Genomic DNA, 24,165 nt, shown 5'->3' with positions numbered 1-24,165 from the left:
GCCGGGCCGGGTCGGGTCGGGTCAGCGCGGACCGTGCACGGTCTGGACGCGGCCGGTCGGGTCGACGGTGAGGGCGACGCGCTCCGTCTTGTTCCCCAGGGCCAGCACGATCCACACGACGCCCCAGAGCAGGCAGGTGAAGATGGTCAGGATCGCGTGCAGGAGGTGGTTGACGTTGCCGCCGCGCACCAGCACCGCCTGGGTCGGGGAGCGCGATTCGACGCGCCATCCGAGGGCGACGTACTGGTTCACCGTCCAGTCGAGGACCGCGGTGCGCCGTGCGTCGTCGAGCGGCTCGCCCGGGGGTACGTTGAACAGTTCCGGGGGCGGGTCCGGAAGCGGCCCCCAGCCCTGCGGTTCGTCGGACTTGGCCATGGGTTCTGCCTCCCCACGCGTCGGGGCCGCCGGAGGGCGGCACCGGGGGCGGGACGGTTTCGGTACGGTCCCGCACATCCCAGGGTGCGCCGGACGGGCGGGTCCAGCATTCCGAGCCCGCCGGACCGGGCCGATCCTCGGATGTGCGTTCGAGTTCACGCGCGGCCTTCCGGGCATTGTCAGTGGCGCGTCCTACAGTCGGAGCATTCCCATTCAAGGGTTGAGGCGGGCTGCCTCGCTGCACGATCCCGCCCCACCGGACCCCCTCGGGGGACAGCGCCCGGTGGGGTGGCGCGCGGCCCTGCCGAGGGCTCGCCGGCGGCCCTGCGGGGTTCAGTCCCAGAACTCGCCGTCGTGCGGCAGGGCGGCGAAGTGCTCCGGGTCGTGGGAGAGGAAGACCCGGATGCCGGACCGGGACAGGGCGCGCAGGCGCCCGTAGGTCAGCATCTTCTCCTGGGTGTTCCAGTCGCTGAGCATCGGCACGTCGTGCTCCAGCCCCTGCTGGAGGTGGGCCGCGTCGCCCATGAGCGCGATCCGCCCGTGGTGGTCGAGGTCGAGGATGACTCCCTGGTGGCCGGGGGTGTGGCCTGCCGTGCGCACGAGGGTGAGCGTGCCGTCCCGGAACAGGTCGGTGTCACCGCTCAGCTCGAGGAAGTCGTAGTTCCGGCCGCCCGCGTAGTCCTCGAAGGCGTAGCCCCGGGCCGTCCAGCGGTCCGGCCACCACGCGTGGCGCAGCTCGTCGTGCTGGGCCACGTGCACGGCGTGCGGGAAGTAGGTCATCCCTCCGGCGTGGTCGAGGTGCAGGTGGGAGTAGAGGACGTACCTGACGTCGGCCAGCCGGTAGCCGAGCCGCTCGAGTTGCGCGTCGACGGCGTGTGCCCGGGTGAAGCCCTCGGCGCCGTACGCCGCCCGCAGGCCCGGACCCCAGTGGGCTTCGGCCGCCTCCGGATCCGCGACGCGGTGGTTGACGCCCGTGTCGAAGAGGATCGGTCCGTGGGTGGCGTGCTCGATGACGGCGACCGTCGAGGGCACGGTGACCGTGCCGCTCGCCCCGTACAGGAGGTCGCTCTTCGGCAGGGTGAAGGGTCCTGCGTCCAGTGTGGTCACGCGCAGTCTCGGGGTCACCACGGGGACCTCCCTCCCCCCGTGCCGGCGGGCGGACTCCTCCCGTCCAGGCTAGCTCCGGTGCGGCGGGACCACGCGTCGGAGGGCCTCCGCGAGGGCGTGCGGCGAGTCCACCGAGACGTACACGGTCGCCGCCACCACCGGCCCGGCCGGGCCCAGGTCGAGGAGTACGGGCGGGTCCAGGTGCACGGCCACGTTCAGTGCGCTCTCCACCGAGCAGGCCACCGCGCCCGGTTCGCCGGGCACGGGCCTCGGACCGCGGCCGGGAACGGTGCGGACCACCGGGGAGGTGGAGCGGACCGCCGGGCGCGGCAGGACCACGTCGCCGAGGAAGGCGGTCCGCAGGGCCACCCGTTCCTCGTCGACCTCGTGCGGGTGCCGGGCCAGCGCCGCCACCAGGCCCAGGCCGCCCAGCACCAGCAGCAGCTCCAGTGCCGCGTGCACCGGCCTGACCGCGGGCGGCAGCATCGAGGAGAGCAGGAAGGCCGCCACGATCTCCGTCGTCGCCAGGACCAGCACCACCTGTCGCGTCCCGGCCGAGTGCCGCGGCCCCTGCGCCGGCGGGCGCCGCAGCACCACCGCCGTGAGCGACCGGGCCCATATCCGTACGATCCCGGCCCGGGTCGGCCGCGGTGTCACCTCCCCGGTCGTCGGTCCGGTCGTCGGTCCCGGCACCGTCATGGCCGCCCCCCTGTCCCTCGTCGCTCCGCTTTCTTCCCCTCCTCCAGGCTCGCGCGCGTTCCGCGGGACGGACAGTGACGAATGTCAGGGGTGCCGGGAACGTGCCGGGGGTGCGCGGACGGTACCGCCCGCGGGTCCCCCGGGGCTGGGGAATCGGCGAATCAGGGGCGGCGCCCCGCACCGGTCGGCAGGATGGGGCCATGGACCGTGGGGACATGAGGCCGCGCGGGTCGCGGCCGGTGGTGGTGCGGGTGCCGGTGGAACCGGTGGAAGCCGCAAGGGAAGCCGACGCGCTCGACGCCGCGGCGCGGACGGGTGACGTGGTGGTGCGCGGCCCGCTGTTCGGGGTGGTGGCGCAGTCCGCCGAGGACGGGCCGCGGTGGCGGGTGGTGCTCGAAGTGACGGCCGGCTGCCCGCAGCAGGCGCGCGACGGGCTGAACTCGCGGCTGTGGTTCCACGCGAAGGACGGGGCGCAGGACCGGGCGGAGCGGCGGGAGCTGCTGGCGGCGGTGGCCCGGCTGGAGAGCGAGCGCGTCGACGAACTCCTCGTGTCCGGGACCCGGTACCGGGTGGTGCGGGCCGAGGAGTACGCGGCCTCGGGCCCGGGCGGTATCGAGGCGCCGCGCCCGACGGATCCGGAGCCCCTCGTCCCCGACTGGGACCGGACCGTCCGGGAGCCCGGGATCGATGACGGTCTGGTCGTGGATCCGGACGCGCCGGTCACCCCGACCCAGGCGTTCGAGCAGCTGGCGCTGCGCAGCCTGTGCTACACGGGCGGGCGGTTCCCCGATGAGGTGCGCGCCGATTCGCGGCGGGCCCTGGACACCCACCCGGACGTCCTGCTGATGCCGCCGACCTTCAGCGTCGTGGAGCGGACCACGGACGGCTGGCGGCCGATCAGCGGCCCGCACGCGACTCCGCACGCCGCCCGCAAGTCGCTGGACTTCGCCCTGACCTGGATGTGGCCGCGGATGCGCGGTCACATCCCCGAGGACGCCGACCCGCGCACGGACGCCCGTACGTGGCGTGCCGCGGGCGGCGGGGAGAGCGCCGACCTGCGGGCCGCGAAGCTGGCGGCTTACGCCGGGGCCGCCGACACGCTCCGGGGCGGACGCGTCGACCGGCTGGATTTCCAGGGCGTCCTGTACCAGATCGTCCGTACCCGCCGCCTGCTGCGCTGGGGGCCCGACGGGCCGGAGGGTCCGCGACCGTCCGACGTCAACAGCCAGGACCCCGCGCGCATCCACCTCACGCTCGACGAGGACGGCCGCGTCCTCCCCGACGACTGACCCGCGACACGGGTCTGCCCGTGCCAGAAGTCGGCGCCCGCCGGGCGTTTCGACGTGCGCCACCGGCCCTCCATGGGAAACGGTGGACCCGCCCCGCTGTGCGACCCGCTGATGCCCCGAGGGAGACACCCATGAACTGGACGCTCGAAGTCGTCCCCGTCCCTGTCACCGACATGGACCGCGCCAAGAGCTTCTACGCCGACCAGGTCGGCTTCGGCGTCGACCTCGACGACGAGGTCTCCCCCGGCGTGCGCATCATCCAGATGACCCCGCCCGGCTCCCGGTGCTCCATCGCCATGCTCCAGGGGATGCCCGGGACACCCGGCGGCCAGGTCATGGCGCCCGGCACCCTGCACGGCCTCCAGCTGTGCGTCACGGACATCGAGGCGGCCCGCGAGGAGCTGGTGGCCCGGGGCGTGGACGTGTCGCCCGTCCGGAACCTCGGCGCATCGGGCTGGCAGGAGGGCAAGGGCGGCACCTGGAACTCCTTCATGACCTTCGACGACCCCGACGGCAACAGCTGGGTCATCCAGGAGGCCCCGTCGGAGCTGTCCGAGCGCTGACCGGCCGGCGTCGGCGCCGCCGCTGCGGCGGGCAGATGTACCAAGCCCGCCCCCTGCGGGGAGGAATCCCGGCGCGTACAGCCCGGCCGCTCGCACAGCGGACCAGTACATTCCCCATTTCAGCCGGTTCGTTCTATTTTGGGGATGTGCCTTGCGTCGTACCGCTGTTGCTCTGACCCTGCTGACCGCCCTCTCCTGCGGTTCCTTCGTGGGATCCCAGGCCGTTTCGGTCGCGAGTGCGTCGGCAGGCGTCGGTGGCGGTGGCGGTGGTGGCGGCCGGGGCACCAACATCCTGGTCGTCGGCATCGACAGTCGCGCCGGACTCTCCGCGGCCGAGAAGCGGCGGCTCCACGTGGGCGGCAAGGGCTGCAACTGCACCGACGTGATGATGCTCGTCCACCTGTCGCAGAACCGGCGCCGCGCGAGCATCGTCTCCATCCCGCGCGACTCCTACGTCGAGTACGCGGCCACCAGCGCCACGGCCGCCGCCCCGGCCCGCAGCGGCAAGATCAACGGTGCGTTCGCGCTCGGCGGTGGCCCGCTCACCGTGGCCACCGTCGAGAAGGCCACCGGTCTGCACGTCGACCACTACCTGGAGACCGGTTTCACGGGCTTCGAGCAGACGGTCGACAACCTCGGCGGCGCCACCGTGTGCACGGACAAGCCGCTCAAGGACGAGAACTCCGGGCTCGACATCGGCTCCGGCCGCCACCTCGCCGACGGGAACCGGGCCCTGCGCTACGTCCGGGCCCGGCACGTCAACCTCCGGCCCGGCGACCTCGGCCGGGTCCGCCGGCAGCAGCGCGTGGTCAACGACCTGCTGGCGCGGCTCACCGCGGAGGGCGCCCTGGCCGGCCCCATCAGCACGGCGCGCACCGTGCGGACCCTGCTGAAGACCGTACGCACGGACGCACGGACGGGCCTGGACGACCTGGTGCGCATCGGCTGGGCCCTCGGTCGCCTCCGGGCGGACCGGACGGAGTTCGCGACCGTCCCCATCCGGCTCTTCGACCACCGCGTACCCGGTGTGGGTTCCACTCTGGTGTGGGACGAAGCCCGTTCCGCCGCGTTGTGGGCCGCGCTCGGCGCGGACCGCCCGATCACGGGCGACACCCGGATCCAGCCCGTCGCGCAGAACCCGGCCCGGACGGATCCGGCCCGGATCGCCGTCCGGGTGGACGACGCCGAGGTCGCCGCCGCCCTGCGCGGCAGCGGGTTCGTGGTCACCGACACCTCCGCGACCGCACCGCCCGAACGCCCGGCGGGCCCGCCGCTCATCCGGTACGCCACCGGCCAGGAGGACAACGCGGCGACCGTCGCGGCCGCGCTGCCCGGCGCCCGTCTGCAGACCGACCCGGAGCTCGACGCGGTCGTCGAGGTCACCGTCGGCGCACGGCCCGTCCAGGTCAAGAGCGTCACCTTCGACCGCAACGTGGCCGACGGCGCCCCCGTGACCGCCGACCGCCTCCGCTGCGCCGAAGCCCCGGCGGCGGCCGGGGCCGCCCGGCCGGGGAGCGCCGTGGGGCCATCCGGGCGACGATGAGAGATGTGGACCACGCACAGTCGCATGCCGCACCAGGTGAGTGGCCGCAGGGGCGGACCGTGGCGCGGCCGCGGCGCCGGGCCGACGGTGGCGTACGCCGCCCCGGTGGGGCCGCCGCGGCGCGAGGCCGGGGCTGCCCCGGAGGAGCGGGTGCAGGATGCATGAGGAGATGCCGCTCGACGATCTGATCAGCAGCGCCGCCCAGGACGCCGGAGGATGGCTGGGCGCCCTGCCGGTCGCACTCGTGGCCACCAGCAACGACGGGATGATCGTGCGCTGGAACCAGGGCGCCCAGCAGCTCCTCGGCTACGCCCCGCCCGAGGTGCTGGGGCGGCACATCTCCGATCTCCTCCATCCGGGAGCCGATCGCAGCCTGGGCCGGTCCCTGTGGGAGACGGCCGCCACCGGGCGCGGGGTCATGGGTACGGTCACCGCCTGGCACCGCAAGGGTCACCCGCTGGAACTGGAGATCTGGGCCTGCCCCGTCCCGGACCGCCGCCACGGCGCCTCGGCCGTGCTGGTCTTCGCCGCGGACGCGCACGCGGCCCGCCGTATCCGCGGCTCCTCGGCCGTCTGGGACGGGCTGTTCGCCCGCTCGCCGGTCGGGATCGGGGTCCTCGACACGCAGCTGCGGTTCCTCCAGGTCAATCCGGCCCTCGAAGCGATGAACGGCCTCGCGGAGTCCGCCCATGTGGGGCGGCGGCTGGCCGAGTTGCTGCCCGAGGTGAACGCCGACGAGATGGAGGGGGCGATGCGCCAGGTCCTGGACACGGGTGAGCCGGTCCTCGACCGGCGCCGGACCGGCCGTACCCCGGCCGACCCGGACCACGACCACGTGTGGTCGTGCTCGTACGTGCGCGTGGAGGATCCCGGTGGCCGGCCGATCGGCGTGATCGCCTCGCTCCTCGACATCACCATGCAGCAGCGTGACCACACCGAGGCCGAGGCGGGCCGCCGCCGCCTCGCCCTGCTCAGCGAGGCGAGCTCCCGCATCGGCGCCAGCCTCGACCTGGAGCGCACGGCGCAGGAGCTCGCCGACCTCGCCGTCCCGCACCTCGCGAGCGCCGTCACGGTCGACGTCCTGGATTCCCTCGCCCGCGGCATCGAGCCCGGCACGGGACTGGCCGGGGGCGTCGCCCTGCGCCGTCTGGGCAAAGCGCCGCTGACCGGTTCCGCCATCACGCAGACCCTGGCCCCCTTGGGGCGGACCCTGATCTTCCCCACGACCGCCCCTTACACCCATGCCCTCGCGGCCCGTCAGCCGTTCCTGATCGCCCAGCTCGACGACCGGGCCGTCGCCCCCGCGGCCCGGCACTCCCCCAAGCCGGCCCAACTCCTGGAACTGGGCGTGCACTCGTTCATGATGACCCCGCTGATCGCCCGCGACATGGTCCTCGGCGTCGCCACCTTCTACCGCACCGGACACACCGGCCCCTTCGGGTCCGACGACGTCACCCTCGCCAGTGAGCTGACGGCCCGCGCGGCCATCAGCATCGACAACGCGCGCCTCTACCACCACGAGCACGAGACCGCGGTCGTCCTCCAGCGCAGCATGCTCCCCCAGCACGTCACCCCGCCGCCCGGCATCGAGATCGCCCACCGCTACCTGCCGGCCAGCGACGTCAACGAGGTGGGCGGTGACTGGTACGACGTCCTGCCCCTCAGCGGAGGCCGGGCCGCGCTCCTCATCGGCGACGTCATGGGCCACGGCATCGCGGCCGCCGCCGTGATGGGACGGCTCTCCGCGACCGTCCGCGCCCTCGGCCGCCTCGATATGCCTCCCACGGCCCTGCTGCACCAGCTCGAAGCCACCCTTGCCGACCTGTCCGACCCGATGCTCGCGACCTTCCTCTACGTGGTCTGCGACCCCGCCACCGGCCAGTGCACGGTCACGCGCGCCGGACACCCGCCGCCGGCGGTGGTCCAGCCCGACGGCACCGTCTACCTCGTCAAGACCCCGCCGGGCGTCCCCCTGGGCGTCGGCGGCATCTCCTTCACCACCACCGACATCGCCCTTCCGCCCGGCAGCACCCTGGTCCTCTTCACCGACGGCCTCATCGAGGCGCGCCGCCGCGACATCGACGAACGCCTGGCCGAGCTCACCGGCCTGCTCGCCGCGCCCCAGCAGTCCCTCGACCACCTCTGCGACTCCCTCATCGCCCACCTGGTGCCCGCCTCCGCCGACGACGACATCGCCCTCCTCGCGGCCCGCATCGGCGGGCCCGCCCCCCAACCACCCGCGTGAATCGGGCCATCAACCCTCCGCCGCTGTCACCACACGCGCCCGTCCCCGTACAGTCCGTGATGTCGACGTACCCTCGGGCGCCGTCCCGACAGCCGGACAGGAGAAGAGCCGTGGCCATCGACGCCAGCAGTGGGCCGTCCGCCGCGCAGCGGTCCGGGGCGGGGCGACCGCTCCCCGAGGCCGACGCCGACTGGGTGGAACGGTGGCGCACCCAGCAAGGTGAACTGGTCGACCTGCTGGGGCTGGTACGGCAGCGGCTCGGCGGCGTCGCCGCGTTCCGACTCGGGCCGCAGCCCACCGTCCTGGTCACCGGGCCCGAGGCCGTGCAGCACGTCCTCGCCCTGCACCCCGACCAGTACGTGAAGCGCTCCCACCGCGCCCGCCTGCTGATCGGCGACGGGGTGCTCGCCGCGACCGGCGAGGCCTGGAAGCGCCAACGGAAGCTGCTGCAATCGCAGTTCACCGGGAAGGGGATGCGCCGCTACGAGGAGCGGATCGCCGGGGCGGCCCGCACCACGGCCGGTCGGTGGGCCGAGCACGCGCGCACCGGGGGGACCTTCGACCTCGGCGAGGAGATGCGCCGCTTCGCCCTGGACACCATCTGGCGGGCGCTCACCGGGAACCCGCTCGACGACACCACGGCGCACGAACTGACCGCCGTGGCCACCGTGGTGGCCGCGCTGCCGAGCCTGCCGGCCGACCAGGTGGACGCCCGGGACGCCGTCGCCGACGACCTGGCCAGGATCGATGAGGTCGCCCGGCGGGCGGTGGCCGCGGCCCGGGACGGCGCCCCGGGGCGCGACGGGCCGGGGCTGCTCCAGGTGCTGGTCGACGCATCGGCCGAGCGCCCCGAGTACACCGACCGGCTGGTGCGGGACGAGCTCGTCACCCTGCTGGTGGCCGGCCACGAGACCACCGCGACCACGCTGACCTGGCTGTACCTGCTCCTCGATCGTCACCCCGCGGCCCGCGGGTGGGCCCTCGCAGCCGGCTCTGAGGGCTCGGCGAAGCGGCGCGAGGCGATCCAGGCACTGGTCAGCGAGACGCTCCGGCTCTACCCGTCCGCGTGGATCCTGCCCCGGCACGCCGCCGAGGACGACGTCCTCGCGGGATACCGCGTCGAGGCGGGCACGGATCTGCTGGTCTGCCCCTACCTCACCCATCGCGATCCCGAACTGTGGCCGGATCCCGAGCACTTCGATCCCCGGCGCTTCACCGTTCCCGGCGGCCGTCCCACCCGGCCCGGCGCCTACGTGCCGTTCGGCATCGGCCCCCGCGCCTGCCTCGGTCAGCAGTTCGCCCTGCGGGAGTCGGTCGCCCTGCTGGAACTCCTGCTGCCCGCCCACGTCCCGGACTTCCGGGCCGTCCCCACCGGGGCGTCGTACAGCATCACCGTCCGCCCCGACGGCCCGACGCCCGTCACCCTCAGCGACGGTGGGGCGGAACGGCGCGTCGACCAAGATCCGCAACGATAGGGTGAGGGGCCCGTGCCGTTGTCGGCAGGGCAGTGGGACGTGCCGGAAAGCCGGGGAATCGGGGATGGCTGGCATGCGCGTGCGGATCGAGTCCGGTGGCGGGGAACCGGCTGCGGCCGAAACCGCCGGATTGACCGGCGATTTCGCCGACTGGCTGACGCAGGACCGGGAGGTGTCCCGGTACGCGGCCGTTCGGCGGGTCCGCGCGACGGCGCCGAGCGGTGCCATGTCGGGCGATCTGGTCGAGTGGATCAACCTCGCGGTCTCTTCCGGGTTCTCCACCACGGCGCTGGTGTACGCGCACCGGACGTTTCGCGCCTCGCTGCCGCCCCGGCAACGCTCCGGGGCGCGGCTGGTGGTCGAGCACGACGGCGTCCGTGTCGTCGTCGAGGACGGTACGGCGGAGGACGCGGCCCGCGTCGCGCGCGCCCTGGCGGGCGGGCCGACCGCCCCGGTCCCCTCGCCCGACGCGCCGCAGGAATCCCCCGGTGCCGGTTCCTGACCCGACCGCCAGCCGGGCCGTACTGATCGGGGTCGACGGCTACGCCCACCCGGACCTGGAGCAGCTGCCCGCGGCCGCCGCGGGGGCCCGGCGCCTCGCCGAGCTGCTGCGGGACCCGTCGGTCTGGGGCCTGCCCGCCGCGCACGTCACGGTGCTGGGCACGGACGCCCCCGTCTCCCGCATACTGGGCGCGGTGCGGGACGCCGCCCTGGAGGCCACGGAGACGCTCCTCGTCTACTTCGCCGGGCACGGGCTGCGCGACCGCGACGAGAAGCTGTACCTGGCGCTGGCCGAGGCGGATGCCGATCACCCGCAGATCGGGACGCTGCAGTACCGGACGTTGCGCGACGTGGTGCGCCAGGCCGGGTACCGGGCACGGCACCGGGTGACCGTGCTGGACTGCTGCTACAGCGGCCTGGCGGGTGCGATGTCCGGCGCCGAAGTTCCGACCCGCGTGGATCTCGCGCACGCCCTGGACGAAACCGCGCACCCCGACGGGCATCGGGCCGACGGCTGGGAAGCGGCGGACGGGGACGACCACGGGGACTGCGTCCTGACGTCGGCTCCCGCGACGCGGCGCTCCTTCGTGCCGCCGGGTGCCCCGTTCCCGGAGTTCACCGGCGAGCTGATCTCCCTGCTGGAACACGGCTTGGCCGGCGCGGGAGCGGAGTTGAGCCTGGAGGACGCCTGGCGGGCCGTCCGGCGCCGGATGTACCGGCGCGGCAGCGCCGAACCACAGCAGTTCGCCCAGAACGCCGTCGCCACCCGGATCCGTCTGCGCAACCGGGCCGCCGGGCCCGCCACCGCGGTGCCACTGCCCTTCGAGAACGGGCCGCTGGCCGTCGTCGATGTCGAGGACGGCACGGTACGGGCGTACTGCGCCGGCGGCCGCGTGCTGTACTCCCCCGCGACGACGCTCGACGAGCTCCTGGAATGGACGCTGACCCGGGCGGGGCTCGGCGCGCCTCGGCTGCACCGCCACGGCAGGGAGGCCGATCCGCTGCTCGCCCTCACCCGGGCCGCCGCCGAACGGTTCGGGCTCCCGCGCAGTCCCGGCGGCGGCTCCCGGGGGACCCTTCCGGACGGCCACAGGGTCCTGGCCCGGCTTCGGCGGGCGGGCGGGCTGGCAGCCGACCCGGACCGGCTTCGGTCCCTGGGCCCGGCTGTACCGCCCCGCCGCGGCAGGCCAGTGGCAGTGCGTACAGCTGTGCGTACTGCCCTGGGGCGCGCTCGACCCCCGCCACTGGGGCGCCACCGCGCAGCTCCCGCCCGCCGAGACCGCCCGCGTGCTCGGCACCTACGCCGAGCGCGTCATCACCCCGAACGGCTCTCCCGGAACCACGGGGCTGTCCCTGATGACCGCGCTGCGCCCGCCGACCCGTTCGATGAGGGACAAACGGACCGGGGCCCAGGTGTCCACTCCCAACCCCGCGGCCCTCACGGATGCGGTGGACTGCGCGCCGTGCGAGGCCCCGGACGGGCACCCCGTGCTCGCGGGCCTATACCCGCCTTTCCACCGGCGCACCCCTGCTCAGGTGCTGATGGCGGAGGCGCACTGCTGGTCGCGGCCGCCGACCGGCGCCGAGCTCCGCGCGTCCCACGTGGTCGGCATCAGGGTGAACCTGGCACCGGCCGCGGCGGCGAGTCGGCTTAGCCTCGGGCTCGACGCCCCCGTGAACGTCGAGCGGCCGGACTTCGACAAGGCACTTCCCGGCAGTTGGCTCGTGGACCTGTCCCGCACCACATTCGACGAGCGCCTGCCCTCTCCGTTCACACCGCACGGGCGACCTCCGACAGGCGCGGCCTGGTACACCACCCCGACCCTCGCCTACGCGGTGGAACTGGGCTTCGCGGTCCGCCCCCTGGCGGCGTACGTCCGTACCAGGAGCGGCCCCGTACCTCGACGCCTGGTACGAGCGGCTCCGGGACGCCCACGTGGCCACCATGGCCGACCTCGGCATGGGCCCCGGCCTCACCGACAAGGAGTTCCTGGACGCCATGGCCCGCCGGCACCGGACCGATCCCGGGGCGGCGGCCGTGCTCGGCGCGATCGAGGCGACCGCCGGGGATGGTCTGGCGCTGCTCGGCGAGCATCCGTGGCCGGTCCCGCAGAGCCCGACCTGGCGACCCGACATCCGGGCCGCCGTCACCGCGAGGGCCCGGGTCAACATGCACCGCAAGATGCTCACGTCGGCGCGCAGGACCGGTCTGTATCCGCTGGCGGTCTTCGACGACTGCGTCGTGTACGCGTCGAACGGCCCGTCGTCCCTGGCCCTCCTCCCCCGCACGCCGGAGGGCGAACCGCTCCTCGGAGGCTTCCGGCTGGGCGTGTCGCCGGGGATGGTCACGTACGCAGGTGCCCGCACCACGAGGTGGTACGAGGACATGCGCGCGGAGCACGGCCCGGACTTCAACGTCGCACGCGACATCGCGGCCGGCGCGGGCGAGGGGCCTTGACCTGTCCTCATGTCCCGTCGGACGCGCGGCGGATCGCGTCGAGGGTGTGCGTGACGTCCTCGTCGGTCGTCGACCAGTTGCTCACCGAGATGCGCATGACGCGGCGGCCGTGCCAGGTGGAGCCGCTGATCCAGGCCGCGCCCTCGTCGAGGAGTCGGGCCAGGACCCGGTCGGTGCGTTCGTCGTCGCCGAACTCGGCGCAGACCTGGGTGAAGACCACGTCGTTGAGGACGGTCGCGCCCTCGATCGCGGAGATGCCGGCGGCGAAGGCGCTGGCGTGCCGGCACAGCCGGTCGACGAGGTCGGCCACGCCCTGGCGGCCGAGGGACCTGAGGGCGGCCCATACGGTGAAGGCGCGTCCGCGGCGGGAGAGTTCGGGAACCTTGTCGACGGGGTCGCCGTGTTCGTGCTGGATGAGGTAGTCGCCCCGCTCGCCCATCGCCGACCGGAGGGCGGCGGGGTCACGGACGATGGCGAGGCCGCAGTCGTAGGGGACGTTCAGCGTCTTGTGGGCGTCCGTGGCCCAGGAGTCCGCCCCCGCGCAGCCGTCGGTGAGGTGTGCGCGGTCCGGCGAGGCGGCCGCCCACAGGCCGAAGGCGCCGTCCACGTGCACCCACGCGTCGGCCTCGCGAGCGGCACGGACCGTCTCGCCGAAGGGGTCGAAGGCGCCGGAGTGGATGTCACCGGCTTGGAGGATCACGATGGTGGGGCCGGTGCCGGGGCCGGGGCCGGTGCTGGGGCCAGTGCCGGGGCCGGGGGCCGCCAGGGTGCGGCGCAGGGCCCCGGGGTCGATGCGTCCTTGCACGTCCGCCTCGACGAGCTCGGGCCGGCCGAGCCCGAGGTAGCGCAGGGCCAGGTCGATGGACATGTGGCGGTCCCGGCCAGCGACCACGCGTACGGGCGGTCCGCCGACGAGGCCGTCGCGGGCCACGTTCCAGCCGGAGCGCCGCAGCACCGTGTCGCGCGCGGCGGCGAGGCAGGTGAAGTTCGCCATGGTGGCGCCCGTGGTGAAGCCGACGGCGCTGTCGGGTGGGAGCCCGAGCAGGTCGAGCAGCCAGGCGCCGGCGATCTCCTCCGCCGCCGTGTACGCGGGCGAGACCGCGCGCATCACGCAGTTCTGGTCCCAGGCGCTGACCAGCCAGTCCGCCGCGAGTGCGGCCGGCTCGGTGCCGCCGATCACGAACCCGTAGAAGCGGCCGCTGGGGAAGGCGGTGAGCCCCGGCTCACAGGCCGTGGCGAGCAGGTCGACGACGTCGGCGGGCGTGCTGGGTGCGTCGGGCAGCTCGGCGCCGAGCGCGCGCACGATCTCGTCGACCGGGGCGCGGGCGGGAACCGGGCGGTCGGACAGGCTGGCCAGCCAACGGACGGCGTGGCCGTGCGCCTGTCGGAGCGCCGCCTCGCGCTCGTCCATACCTCGGACTATGAAACAGAGCCCGCCCGCCCGCAAGCGGCGGGCGGCCGGGTCGGCGGGTCGGCGGGGCTGCGGGCAGGGAGGGCGCGGGGTCAGTGGATGACGCTGAAGCTGCGCCAGGGCAGGCTTACGGGAGCCGTGACGTTCGAGAGGGTGGTGGCCACGTAGATCCCGTCGGCGTTGTCGGTCTTCTGGCAGTCCGGCGTCCGGTACAGGACGACGTCGACGAGGGTGTTGTTCTCGACGTGCGTGGCCCCCTTCGGGATGCCGATCTTGTGGCAGCCGACGACCAGCGTGTTGGAGTAGCTCAGCTCGACCGGCGAGTCGTGTCCGCGGAAGGTCAGCATGCCGACGGTGCTCCGGCCCAGGCCCGAGCAGGCGCTGGCCGTCAGCAGCAGTGCTGCGACGCCCACGATGGTGCTGATACGTCGGCTGTGGGACATGGGCTCGGTCCTCGTCTGTGCGGTGGTGACGGTCCTTGTCCACAGCCTGACCCGGCGGGGCGCGGCCGGCCCGCGTTGCTCGGCCGACCGGATGAACGCCGACGTGCGGCGGCCCGTCGCCCCGCCCGGCGGGCGGGCCTACAGGCTCAGCGCGTCCTCCGCGTTGTTCATCCAGGCGGTCACGGAGTTCTTGTCGGGCGAGACGTACAGGCCGGGGGTGGACGCCTTCAGCGGTGTCTGACTCAGATCGGACTCGGTGTTCATCGTCAGCTCGATGGAGTTGACGGTCTTGCCCTTGCCGTCCTTGGCGCCGCCCATGAGCCCGGCGTAGGCCGACTGGCCCGGTTCCAGCCGGAGCGCGTCCTCGATGCCGGGCGCCGCGCCCCGTTCCGTTGCCTGACCGTCCAGGTCGCCGAAGGTGACGACCGGGTGCCCGAGCGCCCTGCACGCCTTGGTGCCCTTGTTGGTGATCTTCAGCAGGTAGCTGCTGGTCGTGGGCTCGGCCAGGGTAGCGGTGAAGGTCACGTCGAACGTGCTGCACGGGAAGACGTCGAAGTCGGGGTCGGTCGAGCCCGACTTCGGGGGCTTCGACGGGGTCGCGGTCTTCTTCGGTGCCGCGGACTTCGACGGACTCGCGCTCGGGACGGCGCTCGCGCTCCCGCTGGGGCTTGCGGTCGGACTTTCGGTCGGCGCCACGGACCCGCCCGCCGCACCGTCCTCGGTGGGGCCACAGGCCGTCAGGGCGAGCGCGGATACGGCGGCGAGGGCGATGGCGGCCTTGCGTACGGTGCTCATGATGGTGGTCCCCCCTGGGGAATGCGCGGAACGCGCCGGGCCGGGCCGGTCTGGCTGAGCACCAGCGTCCCGCAAAAGCTTCACAGCTTGGTGACGGCGCGTCGTCGGATCGACCACGGATGCGGGCGGAGCCGGTCCGACACGGCACCCCCTAGCATCTGGGTCCATGGGGACATCGCAGGAGGACGGCCGGTCCGGCGCGTGGCGGGTCACGGTGCGGGCGCGGGGGCGCAAGTCCGGTTTGCCGCCGGGCGCTCCGTCCCGTCCCGCGGGCCGGCCGCTCGCCCGGCGGCAGGATCTGCGGATCCACGGCACCGCCGGGAAGATCAGCTGTATCGACGACTCGGGCCGCACCCGCTGGACCGCGCTCTGTTCCGGCCTCCCCAACGCCGCCCACGTTTCCGGCGGCCGGGTCCTGGTCACGACGGACTCCCTCGCGTACACGGCCTGGGGCAACCTCGGCCCGGCCGTGCTGCTCGACCTCGCGGACGGCAGCCGGATCGCCGAACTGCGCGGCGCACGCGGTGCGGCCCTGGGCGGCGGCCGGTTCGTACTGGGCCTGGAGGGCTACGACGCCTTCGACACCTGGGCGTACGACCGCGACGGCACCCCGTACGACTCCTGGCGCAGCTACGGGCACTACGTGGTCGGGACCGGCATCCGCGTCGTCGAGACCGACCGCACCGTCCCCACCAGCAGCCGGGTGGTCCGGCTGCTGCCCGGTGGCACCGTGGAACGCGGACCGTCGCTCTGCGACCCGCAGGCCCCGGAGCCGCTCGTCCTGACGGACGGCACCATCCTGGTCCTCGACGCCGGAGTGCTGCGCGCCGTCGGCCGCCGCCTCGAGGACACGGTCCTCGCCGAGTTGCTGGCCATCGACCCCGGGGAAGCGTGGCGCTACCACGGCGCGCTCCACCGCGCCGGCGACGACATCACGGCGACCATCACCGAACAGCATCCCGACCGGCCCGGCACGTACGGCTACCGGACCTGGACGCTCACCCTCCACCAGGGCGGATGAGCCGGCGCTCACCCGGGGACCGCGGGGCCGGCCGGGTAGGCCGTCAGTTCGCCACGACGGTCAGCACGGCCGAGACGACCGTGACCGCGGACGCGACGACCATCCAGTTCCGGGCCCGGCCCGACAGCACCGGGATCCCGTCAGGGTCGGCGTCGGCGTCGGCGTCCTCCGATTCCTCTCCCGGCCTCCGCAGTCGCGGACACGACCGGCAGGCCGGATCGTGGACCAGTGTGTCGAGCCAGACGACACCGTCGAGCGGCGCCCGAGCGAACAGCATCCCGTCAGATTCCATAACCGGACAACGCCATGATCCGCATCAGGCCACTGCCGGCGGCCGGACCGAGGCCCAACCGTTGCCGACCAGCCGATCACACAATGGGCTGAACGCACCGGATGGCTCCGGGGCGCGCCGGCGTCAGCGGCCGCGGCGGTGGTCGTAGATGGTGAGGCAGAGCGCCTTCATGGCGGTCTCCGCCCGCCCCGGGTCCGCGCCGTGGTCGATGGCTTCGAGGGCGGCCGCCGCCGAGGTCTGCACCGGGTACGGCAGGCCCTCGTAGGCGGAGATGCGGTAGGCCATCGTGCGGCGGGCCTCCCGTTCGGCCTCGCTCACCCCGTCGGGGGTGAGCGGGAAGACGGCGGCCTGGTAGGTCGCGATGCAGACGAGCGCGGCGTCGGCGAGGCCCTCCGCGTAGCCGTCGGCCGGGACGGCCGACTGCTCGGGCTGGAAGAGGGCGAGGACCTGCCGGCGGGAGAAGAACGATCCCAGTCCGGCCCCGAGACCGGCCACGGCCGCGAAGACCACGGCCATCAGCCGGCCGGACAGGAGCAGGCCGAGGCAGGCTCCGGCGACCGCGCCGCACGTCACCAGGACGAAGGTGATCATCAGGTGAATGCGCGACGCGCCGAGCGGGGACTTCATGGCAGCAGTATGCACAGTGCCGTTGGCGCCGGAGGAATCCGACGACCGTCCCCGCGCCGGCCGTCCCCGCGCCGGTGGTGTCAGGCGCGGCGGTCGGCGGCGTCGAAGCGGGCCAGGGTCAGGGCTCCGGCGTGCAGGCATTCCTCCAGTGCGCGGTACGTCGTCCCGTCCAGGCCGCCCAGCGCCTGCGCGACCTCCTCGGTGGCGTCCCGGGCGATCTCGGCGGCCAGGTCGCCCGGCGGGGTGCGCGGCCCCAACTTGCTCACGGCGGACGCGGCCCGGGCCGGGGTGAGCAGGCCGGTGCCGTGGGCGAGCAGCCAGCCCGGGACGCCTGCCGCGCCTTCGGCGGGTGCCTGATAGGGGCGCGAGCCGTCGAACCGCTCGTCCTCGGCGAAGGCGGGCTGCTTGAACTTGGCCATGGGCCGCCCGGGTTCGCGGGATCCGTCGGCGGGTTTGACGACGAGTCCCTCGGCGAGGTTGTCGGGCAGCGCGGGCAGACCCAGCAGTGCGGGCAGCCGAGTGGGGAAGACCGCCGGCAGCTCCTGGAGGCGCCCGAGCGGGCCTTCGGCGAGCAGCGGGACGCAGAGCAGACCCGCCTCGGTGGCCGCCGCGCGCAGCGTCCGGTCCCCGACCCAGCAGGGGCCGTCGTCGTCGGTGACGGTGGCGTCGAAGGGGAGCCAGAGGAGTTCCGGCGCGTACCAGACGCCGGTCTGGACGGGCTCCGCCCCCGGCGTGGCGGGTACGTCGGGGTGGGGGTAACGGCCGCCGGCGAGTTCGCCGTAGACGGTGACGACCGCGGAGGCCGGGGCTCCGGTGTCCTCGCGCAGGCGCTGCGCGCAGCGCGTCGCGGCGACCGCCAGCGCGGGCCAGATCCGGCCGACGCCGAAGAAGTCGTCCAGCCCGCCGTCCGCGAGGAGTTCGCGCCGCTTGGCGGGGTGCGCGCCCGACGCGTCGCACACGATGGCGAAGTTGGCGCCGTGGATCTTTTCGTGGGCCACCCAGTTCCGCCCGCGGGCCTCTCCGAGCCGGGTGTTCGCGGGGATCTTCGGGTACGGGGTCCAAGGGCGGGGTTCGGGGTGCACCAGGCGATGGTAGCGAGCGCGTTCGAGGAGGTCCCCGGGTTTGTTCGGCGCCTGCTCGGCGGGGCCTGCGGGACTGCCCTTAGGGTGGCCGGGAAGATCCACATCCTAATGCGGGAGGTATCCGGGCGTGTTCGCCGTGATCTACCGGTGGCGGCTCCGGCCGGGCACGGAGCAACAGTTCACCGAAGGCTGGCACCGGGTGACCGCGGCCATCCACGCGCAGTGCGGCAGTTACGGGTCGCGGCTGCACCGGGCGGACGACGGTACCTGGGTGGCGTATGCCCGCTGGCCCGACGAGGAGGCGCGCGAACGCTGTTCGGCGTCCGATCCGCAGGGGGTCGCGATGATGGTGGAGGCGATCGCGGAGCGCCTGCCGGAGATCCGGATGCAGATCGTCGACGACATGCTCGCGGAACCCGGCGGCGACCCGGACACGGCGCCCGGACCGGGCGCCGGCCGAGGTTAAACCCCTTGGTCGCCGGGGTGTTGGCGGCCTAGCTTGGCTCCTCATGGCCAAGAACGAAGAGATCATCGAACGCGCTCTGGACCGGATCGGCTCGGGCTACGTCTTCCCCGACAAGACCGTTGCCATCGGGGCCGCGATCCGGGGCCGTCTCGCGGCGGGTGCCTACGAGGGCTTGGACGGCCCGGCGCTCTGCGGGACGGTGACGGCCGACCTCCAGGAGGTCTGCCCGGACCAGCACCTGCGCCTGTTGTGGACGGATGAGCCGCAGTCGCTGGACCCGGTGGACGAGGACGGCGGGGAGGCCGCGTTCCTCGCCCTGCTCCGGGCGGAGAACCAGGGGATCTAGCGCGTCGAGCGGCTGGAGGGGAACATCGGGCTCATCGAGATCCGGCGCATAGCGAGCGCCACCGAGGGCGCGGACGCGATCGGCGCGGCCATGCAGCTGGTCGCCCACAGCTCCGCCCTCGTGCTGGACCTTCGCAACTGCCTTGGCGGGGCTCCCGAGGGGGCCGCGATGTGGTGCAGCTACTTCTTCCCCGACGACCAGGTACACCTGAACGACATCTACGACCGGACCTCGGACACGACCCGCCAGTACTGGACGGCCGCGCACCTGCCCGCCCCGCGCTATCTGGACCGGCCGGTCCACGTCCTCACGAGCGGGGTCACCTTCTCCGGGGGCGAGGACGTGGCGTACACCCTCCAGGCCCAGGGGCGGGCTGTTCTGGTCGGTGCCACGACGCGGGGCGGCGCCCATCCGACGGCCCGGCACGCGGTCGCCGAGCACGTGCTCGTGACGGTGCCGACGGCGCGGACGATCAATACCGTCACGGGCGGCAACTGGGAGGGCGTGGGAGTCGTGCCCGACGTCCCCGTCCCGGCGGAGCAGGCGCTCGACGCGGCGCTGAAGGCCCTTCGCCCGGGCATCTGACCCCCGGGGCCGCAGGGGGCCCAGCGGCACCACGGCGGCGGGTCCCGTCGTCAGATCGGGTCCACGTCCAGGAAGGCCGCGAGGGCGGCCTCCGTGCCGCCCGCGGCGCCCGGCAGGGCCAGCTCCGCCCAGATGACCTTGCCCTCGGGCGTGTACCGGGTGCCCCAGTGTTCGCTGAGCTGCGCGACCAGGAACAGGCCGCGTCCGCCCTCGTCCGTGGTGGCGGCGTAGCGCAGGTGGGGGGCGGTACTGCTGCCGTCCCACACCTCGCAGGTCAGGTTGTGGTCGTGGAGCAGGCGTACCCGTACGGGTGCACTGCCGTGCCGCAGGGCGTTGGTGATCAGCTCGCTGAGGATCAGTTCCGTGGCGAAGCCGAGGTCCGTCAGGCCCCACTCGTCGAGCTTCTTCGCCGCGGCGTTGCGCATGGCGCCCACCGCGCTCGGCTGGAAGGGTACCTCCCACTGGGCGACCCGGTCCGGGCCGAGCGTCCGGGTCCGGGCGATGAGCAGGGCCACGTCGTCGGTGGGCCTGGGCGGCAGCAGCATGTCGAGCACGGCCCGGCAGCTCTCGTGCGGGTCCCGGTCGGGGTGGCTGAGGGCCGCGCGCAGCAGTTCGAGCCCCTCGCTGATGTCCCGGGTCCGTTCCTCGATCAGCCCGTCCGTGTAGAGGACGAGCTGGCTGCCTTCCGCGAGGTCCAGCTCCGCGGTCTCGAAGGGCATGCCGCCCAGCCCCAGCGGGGGTCCGGCCGGCAGCTCCACGATCTCCGTCGTGCCGTCGGGGGCGACCACCAGGGGTGGCAGGTGGCCGGCCCGCGCCATCGTGCAGCGCTGGGACACGGGGTCGTAGACGGCGTACAGGCAGGTCGCGCCCAGTACGCCGCCGTTCACGTCGTCGCCCTCCCCGTCGTGGTCGATGCGCTGTACGAGGTCGTCCAGGCGGGCCAGGATCTCGTCGGGCGGCAGGTCGAGGGAGGAGAAGTTGTGCACGGCCGTGCGCAGGCGCCCCATGGTGGCGGCGGCGTGCAGGCCGTGCCCGACGACGTCTCCGACGACCAGCGCGACGCGGCAGCCCGCCAGCGGGATCACGTCGAACCAGTCGCCGCCGACCCCGGACTGTGCGGGCAGGTAGAAGTGCGCCACGTCCATGGCGCTCTGCTCGGGCAGGGCGCGCGGCAGCAGGCTGCGCTGGAGGGTCACGGCGAGGGCGTGCTCCCGGGTGTAGCGGCGCGCGTTGTCCATGCTGACCGCCGCGCGGGCGACGAGTTCCTCGGCCAGGGACAGCTCGTCCTCGTCGAAGGGCTCCTGCTTCTCCGACCGCCAGAAGTTGACCACGCCGAGTACGGCGCCCCGGGCCATCAGCGGGGCCGCGATGAGGGAGTGGATGCCGTAGTCCACGATGGCCTGGGCGCGCGGCGGGTCCTGGGCCTGCCAGCCCGGTGCTTCGGCCAGGTGGGGCACCAGCTCGGCCCGGCCGGTGCCGTAGCCGCGCGCCTGGGGGGTGGACGGCAGGAAGTCGATCAGCCGGCCGACGGGGTAGAGGGGATGGTCGGAGCGGATGCCGTAGACCGCGGTGCGCCGCATGTCGGAGCCGGCGCGCGGCTCCTCGCCGTCGATGACCTGGTCCGCCAGGTCGACGGTGACGAAGTCCGCGAAGCGGGGGACGGCCACGGCGGCGAGCTCCTCGGCCGTGCGCACCACGTCGAGGCTGGTGCCGATGTCGCCGCCGGCGTCGTACAGCAGCTTGAGGCGTCTGCGGGCCGTCTCCGCCCGGCTGGTCAGGACCTGCATCTCGGTGGAGTCGCGGATGGTGATGGCGGCGCCTTCCGGGCGGCCGCGGGGGTGGGTGGGGCGCTGGTTGACGACGAGCAGCCGGTCCCCGCTCTCCAGGACCTCGTCGGTGGCCTCGCGGCCGGAGAGCAGCAGGTCCGCCATCCGGCGGTCCAGGCCCGGTACGTCGGCGATGTGGCGTCCGTCGGCGTCCTCCGGGAGCCCGAGCAGGCGTTTGGCCTCGTCGTTCGCGAGCAGGAGCCGGCCTTCGCCGTCGGTGATCAGCACCCCTTCGCGGACGGCGTGGAGCACCGCGTCGTGGTGCTCGTACATGCGGGTCATCTCCTGCGTGCCGAGCCCGTGGGTCTGGCGGCGCAGGCGTCTACTGATGAGCGCGGTCCCGACGGTGGCCAGGGCCAGGCCGGTGGCGATGGCCAGGAGGATGACCGGGAGCTGGCGGTCGACGACGCCGGTGACGTTCTTGACCGTGAGGCCCGCCGAGACCAGTGCGTTGACCTTGCCGTCGGGCCCGGTGACCGGCACCACCGCCTGGATCTCCTTGCCGAGCGGGCCGTCGACGCTCTCGGTGTGGACCTGGCCCTTCAGCGAGGGCTCGATGGTGCCGACGAATCGTTTCCCGATGCGGTCCGGCTGGGGATGGCTGTACCGGATGCCGTTGGTGTCCATCACCACGATGAAGTCCACCCCGGCGGCCTTGCGCGTCGTCTCGGCGAGGGGTTGGAGCGTCTTGGACGGGTCGGACGTCTTCAGGGTGTCCTGGAGGCCCAGGGAGTGGGCGAAGGTCTGGGCCACGGACACCGACCGGTTGCGCGCCTCGCGTTCGGTGTCGTGCTTCGACTGGAGGACCAGGGCCAGCAGGGCCCCGGCCGCGAGCAACACCACGATCGCCACCTGGAGGACGAATACCTGTCCGGCGACGCTCTTCTTCCGGTTGCCTAGAGGTGACCGCACCGACGTGCCCGGCACGGGTGGCGAGGAATGGTCACGAACCCAGTTGTAGCACTTCCGGGCGCCTGCGGCCCCCGACATGCACAGTAAGCGCCCGGATTGTCACACCTGGTCCCCCGGTGACGTCAGTCGGCGTGGCGCTCTGCCTCGGCCCGGACGCCGTTCGCGGCGGCGGAGGACGGGGTCTGCGCGGGCTCCGGGGTCTGCGCAGTGGCGCCCGGGGTGGCCCCGGGAGAGGCCTCCGGCGCACCCTCCGGAGTGCAGGTGACCTCGTCGCGCGGCGTGTAGTGGGTCTTGAAGTCCTCGTGCTTGACTTCCTTGCCGCCCTGGACGAAGGTCCGGCCGACGGTGACGTCGAACCCTTCCAGGGGCGTCTGCACCTCGCAGGTCTCGCCACTGCCGGTCCGCTTCCCGGGCGGCGTGATGTTGGTGCGCGGGCCCTTGGTCGCGCGTATCTCGTCGTACTTCTTCGTACCGAGGAAGGAGATCGTCAGCGACGTGTCGGTGGACCGGGCCTGGATGTAGAGCGGGTGGCCGGAGTCGTTGATCCAGCGAAGGTCGAGGGTGCCCCAGGCGACGGTGGCTTCCCGGCCCTCGGGGTAGCGCTCGATGTAGAAGGAGTGCGCGCCGTGCTCGACGGGCTTGACGCCCGCGAAGAACGCGGCGTTGTACATGGTGGTGGCGACCGCCGAAACACCGCCGCCGGGCGATTTCACGTACTGGCCGTCGTTGATCATGATCCCGTCGACGAAGCCGTTCTCGGGGGTGCGCTCACCGACCGTGCGGTTGAAGCTCCACTCCTGCCCCGGCATGACGACGGAGCCGTTGATGAGCTCCACGGCGCGGCCGATGTTGGTCGTGCGGTACGGGGCGGCCGGGAATTCCACGGTGAAGGAGGAGACCTTCTCCTTGATGCCGAGCCGCCGCGCTTCGTCGGCGGTGAGCTCCGGCTGGACCGCCACGGTGGCGACCTCGCCGCTGCGTGCCGGGCCGGTGCGGGTCAGCAGCGGCAGCACGGCCCGGCCGAGCGCTTCCTGCGTGACCTTCCGTCCGGCACGGCCCTGGTCGGCGATCACGACGCGACCGTCGGCGGCGAGGCCGGGCACGGCGTTGCGCGGAGTACGGGTGACCTCGTCGATCGTGGGCGCCACGGCGGGATCCGCGAGCAGGCCCTTGGAGTCGAGGGCGGGCACGAGGCGGCCCTGTCCGTCGGCCCGCATCTTCAGGTGCTCGCCGAGGACGGCGGGGGTGAGGGACATGCGCCGGCCGGCGACGGTGAGCGTGACGGGTCCGGACATCGCGGGCTCGGCGAACTGCCGCATGGCCCGTCCGGTCTCCGCGGCGCCGACGCGCGGCTCGGTGCGGGTGACCGGGAGCACGACGGGGCCCGTGTGCGGCCGCAGGTAGGCGTCGCGGAGGGTGCCGAGGGCCTGCTCCTCGACGAGGGAGACGCCGGGGAGCGGGGTGACGGCCTTCGCCGTGCCCTTCTCGAACGCGATCGCCCCGTCGCGGACGTGCTGCTCGGTGGTCAGCCCGAGGCGGTCCACGGCGGCACGGGCGGTCTGCTCGTTCATGCGGATCACCGGCGCCACGTCGTGGCTGCCCGAGGCGAAGAGGCTGCCGATGACGGTGCCCGGACCGTAGTCGTTCCGTACGGCGCGGTCGACGGTCGCCTCGGTGTCGAGGGAGAGCCCGAGCGCGGCGGGGTCGGCCTTCTCCACCCGGTCGCCGATCTTCACCGTGATCGGCGCCGCGGCGGCGGGCCCGAGCTCCCGGGTCAGCGTCTGGCGCGCCTCGGCCCGGCTCATGCCGCCGAGGTCCACCCCCAGGACCCGGGTGCCCTGCTCGATGTCACCGCCGACCGCGAGGGCGGTCCCGTAGAGGCCGCCCAGCGCGAGGACGACGGCTCCGCCCGCCACCACCGGCAGAGCGATCCGTCGGTTGACCGTCCAGCTGCGCACGCGTCCCATATCTCTCCCGTGGCGCCCACCGGTCCCTCAGGTGGCGCGGGCCGCAATGGCAGCCATATACGACAATTACGGGAAATAATGATCCCTGCTGGATGCTCGATTTGGGGCTGAATGTAATCGTTGTCACGAATCTCGCC

General features: G+C 73.6%; 23 protein-coding genes. 12 read left to right on the top strand and 11 right to left on the bottom strand.

The window, feature by feature from the left end; genetic code table 11:
* Window positions 1-21: 21 nt before the first annotated feature.
* From OG594_RS43610 to OG594_RS43600, 3 genes are all read right to left on the bottom strand, one after another.
* The gene (locus OG594_RS43610) at window positions 22-375 is read right to left on the bottom strand and encodes a hypothetical protein (RefSeq protein WP_266608023.1); all 354 of its coding nucleotides are present in this window, start codon (window positions 373-375) and stop codon (window positions 22-24) included.
* A 333-nt stretch (window positions 376-708) separates the two neighbouring features.
* A complete protein-coding gene (locus OG594_RS43605; RefSeq protein ID WP_266608021.1) occupies window positions 709-1,503 on the bottom strand; it encodes an N-acyl homoserine lactonase family protein in 795 nt (264 codons plus the stop codon).
* A gap of 48 nt (window positions 1,504-1,551) precedes the next feature.
* Window positions 1,552-2,181 (bottom strand): hypothetical protein, encoded by a 630-nt coding sequence (locus OG594_RS43600; RefSeq protein WP_266608019.1) that lies wholly within the window; start codon window positions 2,179-2,181, stop codon window positions 1,552-1,554.
* 215 nt (window positions 2,182-2,396) lie between these two features.
* Here OG594_RS43600 and OG594_RS43595 point away from each other — a divergent pair, with 215 nt between their 5' ends.
* From OG594_RS43595 to OG594_RS43560, 8 genes are all read left to right on the top strand, one after another.
* Entirely contained in the window at window positions 2,397-3,470 is a 1,074-nt protein-coding gene (locus tag OG594_RS43595) for a DUF5954 family protein (RefSeq protein WP_266608012.1), read from the top strand.
* A gap of 131 nt (window positions 3,471-3,601) precedes the next feature.
* Entirely contained in the window at window positions 3,602-4,033 is a 432-nt protein-coding gene (locus OG594_RS43590; protein ID WP_266608011.1) for a VOC family protein, read from the top strand.
* A gap of 151 nt (window positions 4,034-4,184) precedes the next feature.
* Window positions 4,185-5,576, top strand: a complete 1,392-nt coding sequence (locus tag OG594_RS43585) for an LCP family protein (protein ID WP_266608009.1) — start codon at window positions 4,185-4,187, stop codon at window positions 5,574-5,576.
* Window positions 5,577-5,733: 157 nt separating this feature from the next.
* Complete coding sequence (locus tag OG594_RS43580) at window positions 5,734-7,821, top strand: SpoIIE family protein phosphatase (RefSeq protein WP_266608007.1); 2,088 nt, start codon at window positions 5,734-5,736, stop codon at window positions 7,819-7,821.
* Window positions 7,822-7,937: 116 nt separating this feature from the next.
* Window positions 7,938-9,296: a cytochrome P450 gene (locus OG594_RS43575; RefSeq protein WP_266608873.1), complete on the top strand. Its 1,359-nt coding sequence runs from the start codon at window positions 7,938-7,940 to the stop codon at window positions 9,294-9,296.
* A gap of 64 nt (window positions 9,297-9,360) precedes the next feature.
* Window positions 9,361-9,798, top strand: coding sequence for a hypothetical protein (locus tag OG594_RS43570; RefSeq protein WP_266608006.1), 438 nt, complete (start codon window positions 9,361-9,363; stop codon window positions 9,796-9,798).
* On the top strand, window positions 9,785-11,452 hold the full coding sequence (locus OG594_RS43565) for a caspase family protein (protein ID WP_266608004.1): 1,668 nt from the start codon (window positions 9,785-9,787) through the stop codon (window positions 11,450-11,452). The genes OG594_RS43570 and OG594_RS43565 overlap by 14 nt, the downstream gene beginning before the upstream one ends.
* Before the next feature lie 281 nt (window positions 11,453-11,733).
* Window positions 11,734-12,255: a hypothetical protein gene (locus OG594_RS43560; protein ID WP_266608002.1), complete on the top strand. Its 522-nt coding sequence runs from the start codon at window positions 11,734-11,736 to the stop codon at window positions 12,253-12,255.
* Between the two features lie 7 nt (window positions 12,256-12,262).
* Here OG594_RS43560 and OG594_RS43555 read toward each other — a convergent pair whose 3' ends face one another.
* From OG594_RS43555 to OG594_RS43545, 3 genes are all read right to left on the bottom strand, one after another.
* Entirely contained in the window at window positions 12,263-13,666 is a 1,404-nt protein-coding gene (locus tag OG594_RS43555; RefSeq protein WP_266608001.1) for a pyridoxal-dependent decarboxylase, read from the bottom strand.
* Window positions 13,667-13,758: 92 nt separating this feature from the next.
* Window positions 13,759-14,109, bottom strand: coding sequence for a hypothetical protein (locus tag OG594_RS43550; protein WP_266608000.1), 351 nt, complete (start codon window positions 14,107-14,109; stop codon window positions 13,759-13,761).
* Window positions 14,110-14,247: 138 nt separating this feature from the next.
* On the bottom strand, window positions 14,248-14,904 hold the full coding sequence (locus tag OG594_RS43545) for a DUF4232 domain-containing protein (protein WP_266607999.1): 657 nt from the start codon (window positions 14,902-14,904) through the stop codon (window positions 14,248-14,250).
* Window positions 14,905-15,070: 166 nt separating this feature from the next.
* Between OG594_RS43545 and OG594_RS43540 the strand changes: the two genes are divergently transcribed.
* Window positions 15,071-15,925, top strand: a complete 855-nt coding sequence (locus OG594_RS43540) for a hypothetical protein (protein ID WP_266607998.1) — start codon at window positions 15,071-15,073, stop codon at window positions 15,923-15,925.
* Between the two features lie 43 nt (window positions 15,926-15,968).
* Here OG594_RS43540 and OG594_RS43535 read toward each other — a convergent pair whose 3' ends face one another.
* The 3 genes from OG594_RS43535 to OG594_RS43525 form a co-directional block, all read right to left on the bottom strand.
* Complete coding sequence (locus tag OG594_RS43535; protein ID WP_266607996.1) at window positions 15,969-16,202, bottom strand: hypothetical protein; 234 nt, start codon at window positions 16,200-16,202, stop codon at window positions 15,969-15,971.
* A 138-nt stretch (window positions 16,203-16,340) separates the two neighbouring features.
* Window positions 16,341-16,844 (bottom strand): hypothetical protein, encoded by a 504-nt coding sequence (locus tag OG594_RS43530; RefSeq protein ID WP_266607995.1) that lies wholly within the window; start codon window positions 16,842-16,844, stop codon window positions 16,341-16,343.
* 80 nt (window positions 16,845-16,924) lie between these two features.
* Window positions 16,925-17,926, bottom strand: coding sequence for an RNA ligase family protein (locus OG594_RS43525; RefSeq protein WP_266607994.1), 1,002 nt, complete (start codon window positions 17,924-17,926; stop codon window positions 16,925-16,927).
* A gap of 127 nt (window positions 17,927-18,053) precedes the next feature.
* Here OG594_RS43525 and OG594_RS43520 point away from each other — a divergent pair, with 127 nt between their 5' ends.
* From OG594_RS43520 to OG594_RS43510, 3 genes are read left to right on the top strand one after another with little or no spacing between them, the layout of a single operon-like run.
* Window positions 18,054-18,392 carry an antibiotic biosynthesis monooxygenase gene (locus tag OG594_RS43520; protein ID WP_266607993.1) on the top strand — a complete coding sequence of 113 codons (339 nt, stop codon included), beginning with the start codon at window positions 18,054-18,056 and terminating at the stop codon, window positions 18,390-18,392.
* A 43-nt stretch (window positions 18,393-18,435) separates the two neighbouring features.
* A complete protein-coding gene (locus OG594_RS43515; protein WP_266607991.1) occupies window positions 18,436-18,738 on the top strand; it encodes a hypothetical protein in 303 nt (100 codons plus the stop codon).
* Window positions 18,739-18,750: 12 nt separating this feature from the next.
* Window positions 18,751-19,323, top strand: coding sequence for a S41 family peptidase (locus tag OG594_RS43510; RefSeq protein WP_323185490.1), 573 nt, complete (start codon window positions 18,751-18,753; stop codon window positions 19,321-19,323).
* A gap of 50 nt (window positions 19,324-19,373) precedes the next feature.
* On the opposite strand, the gene OG594_RS43505 is transcribed toward OG594_RS43510, so the two are convergent.
* Both OG594_RS43505 and OG594_RS43500 read right to left on the bottom strand, forming a co-directional pair.
* On the bottom strand, window positions 19,374-22,061 hold the full coding sequence (locus OG594_RS43505; protein ID WP_266607989.1) for a SpoIIE family protein phosphatase/ATP-binding protein: 2,688 nt from the start codon (window positions 22,059-22,061) through the stop codon (window positions 19,374-19,376).
* A 122-nt stretch (window positions 22,062-22,183) separates the two neighbouring features.
* Entirely contained in the window at window positions 22,184-24,028 is a 1,845-nt protein-coding gene (locus OG594_RS43500; protein ID WP_266607988.1) for a VanW family protein, read from the bottom strand.
* Between the last annotated feature and the right edge of the window lie 137 nt (window positions 24,029-24,165).

Origin of the sequence: Streptomyces sp. NBC_01214 (assembly GCF_026340975.1) — a bacterium.
In the GTDB taxonomy this organism is placed as follows: domain Bacteria; phylum Actinomycetota; class Actinomycetes; order Streptomycetales; family Streptomycetaceae; genus Streptomyces.
This window is presented reverse-complemented; position numbering and strand designations above follow the sequence as displayed.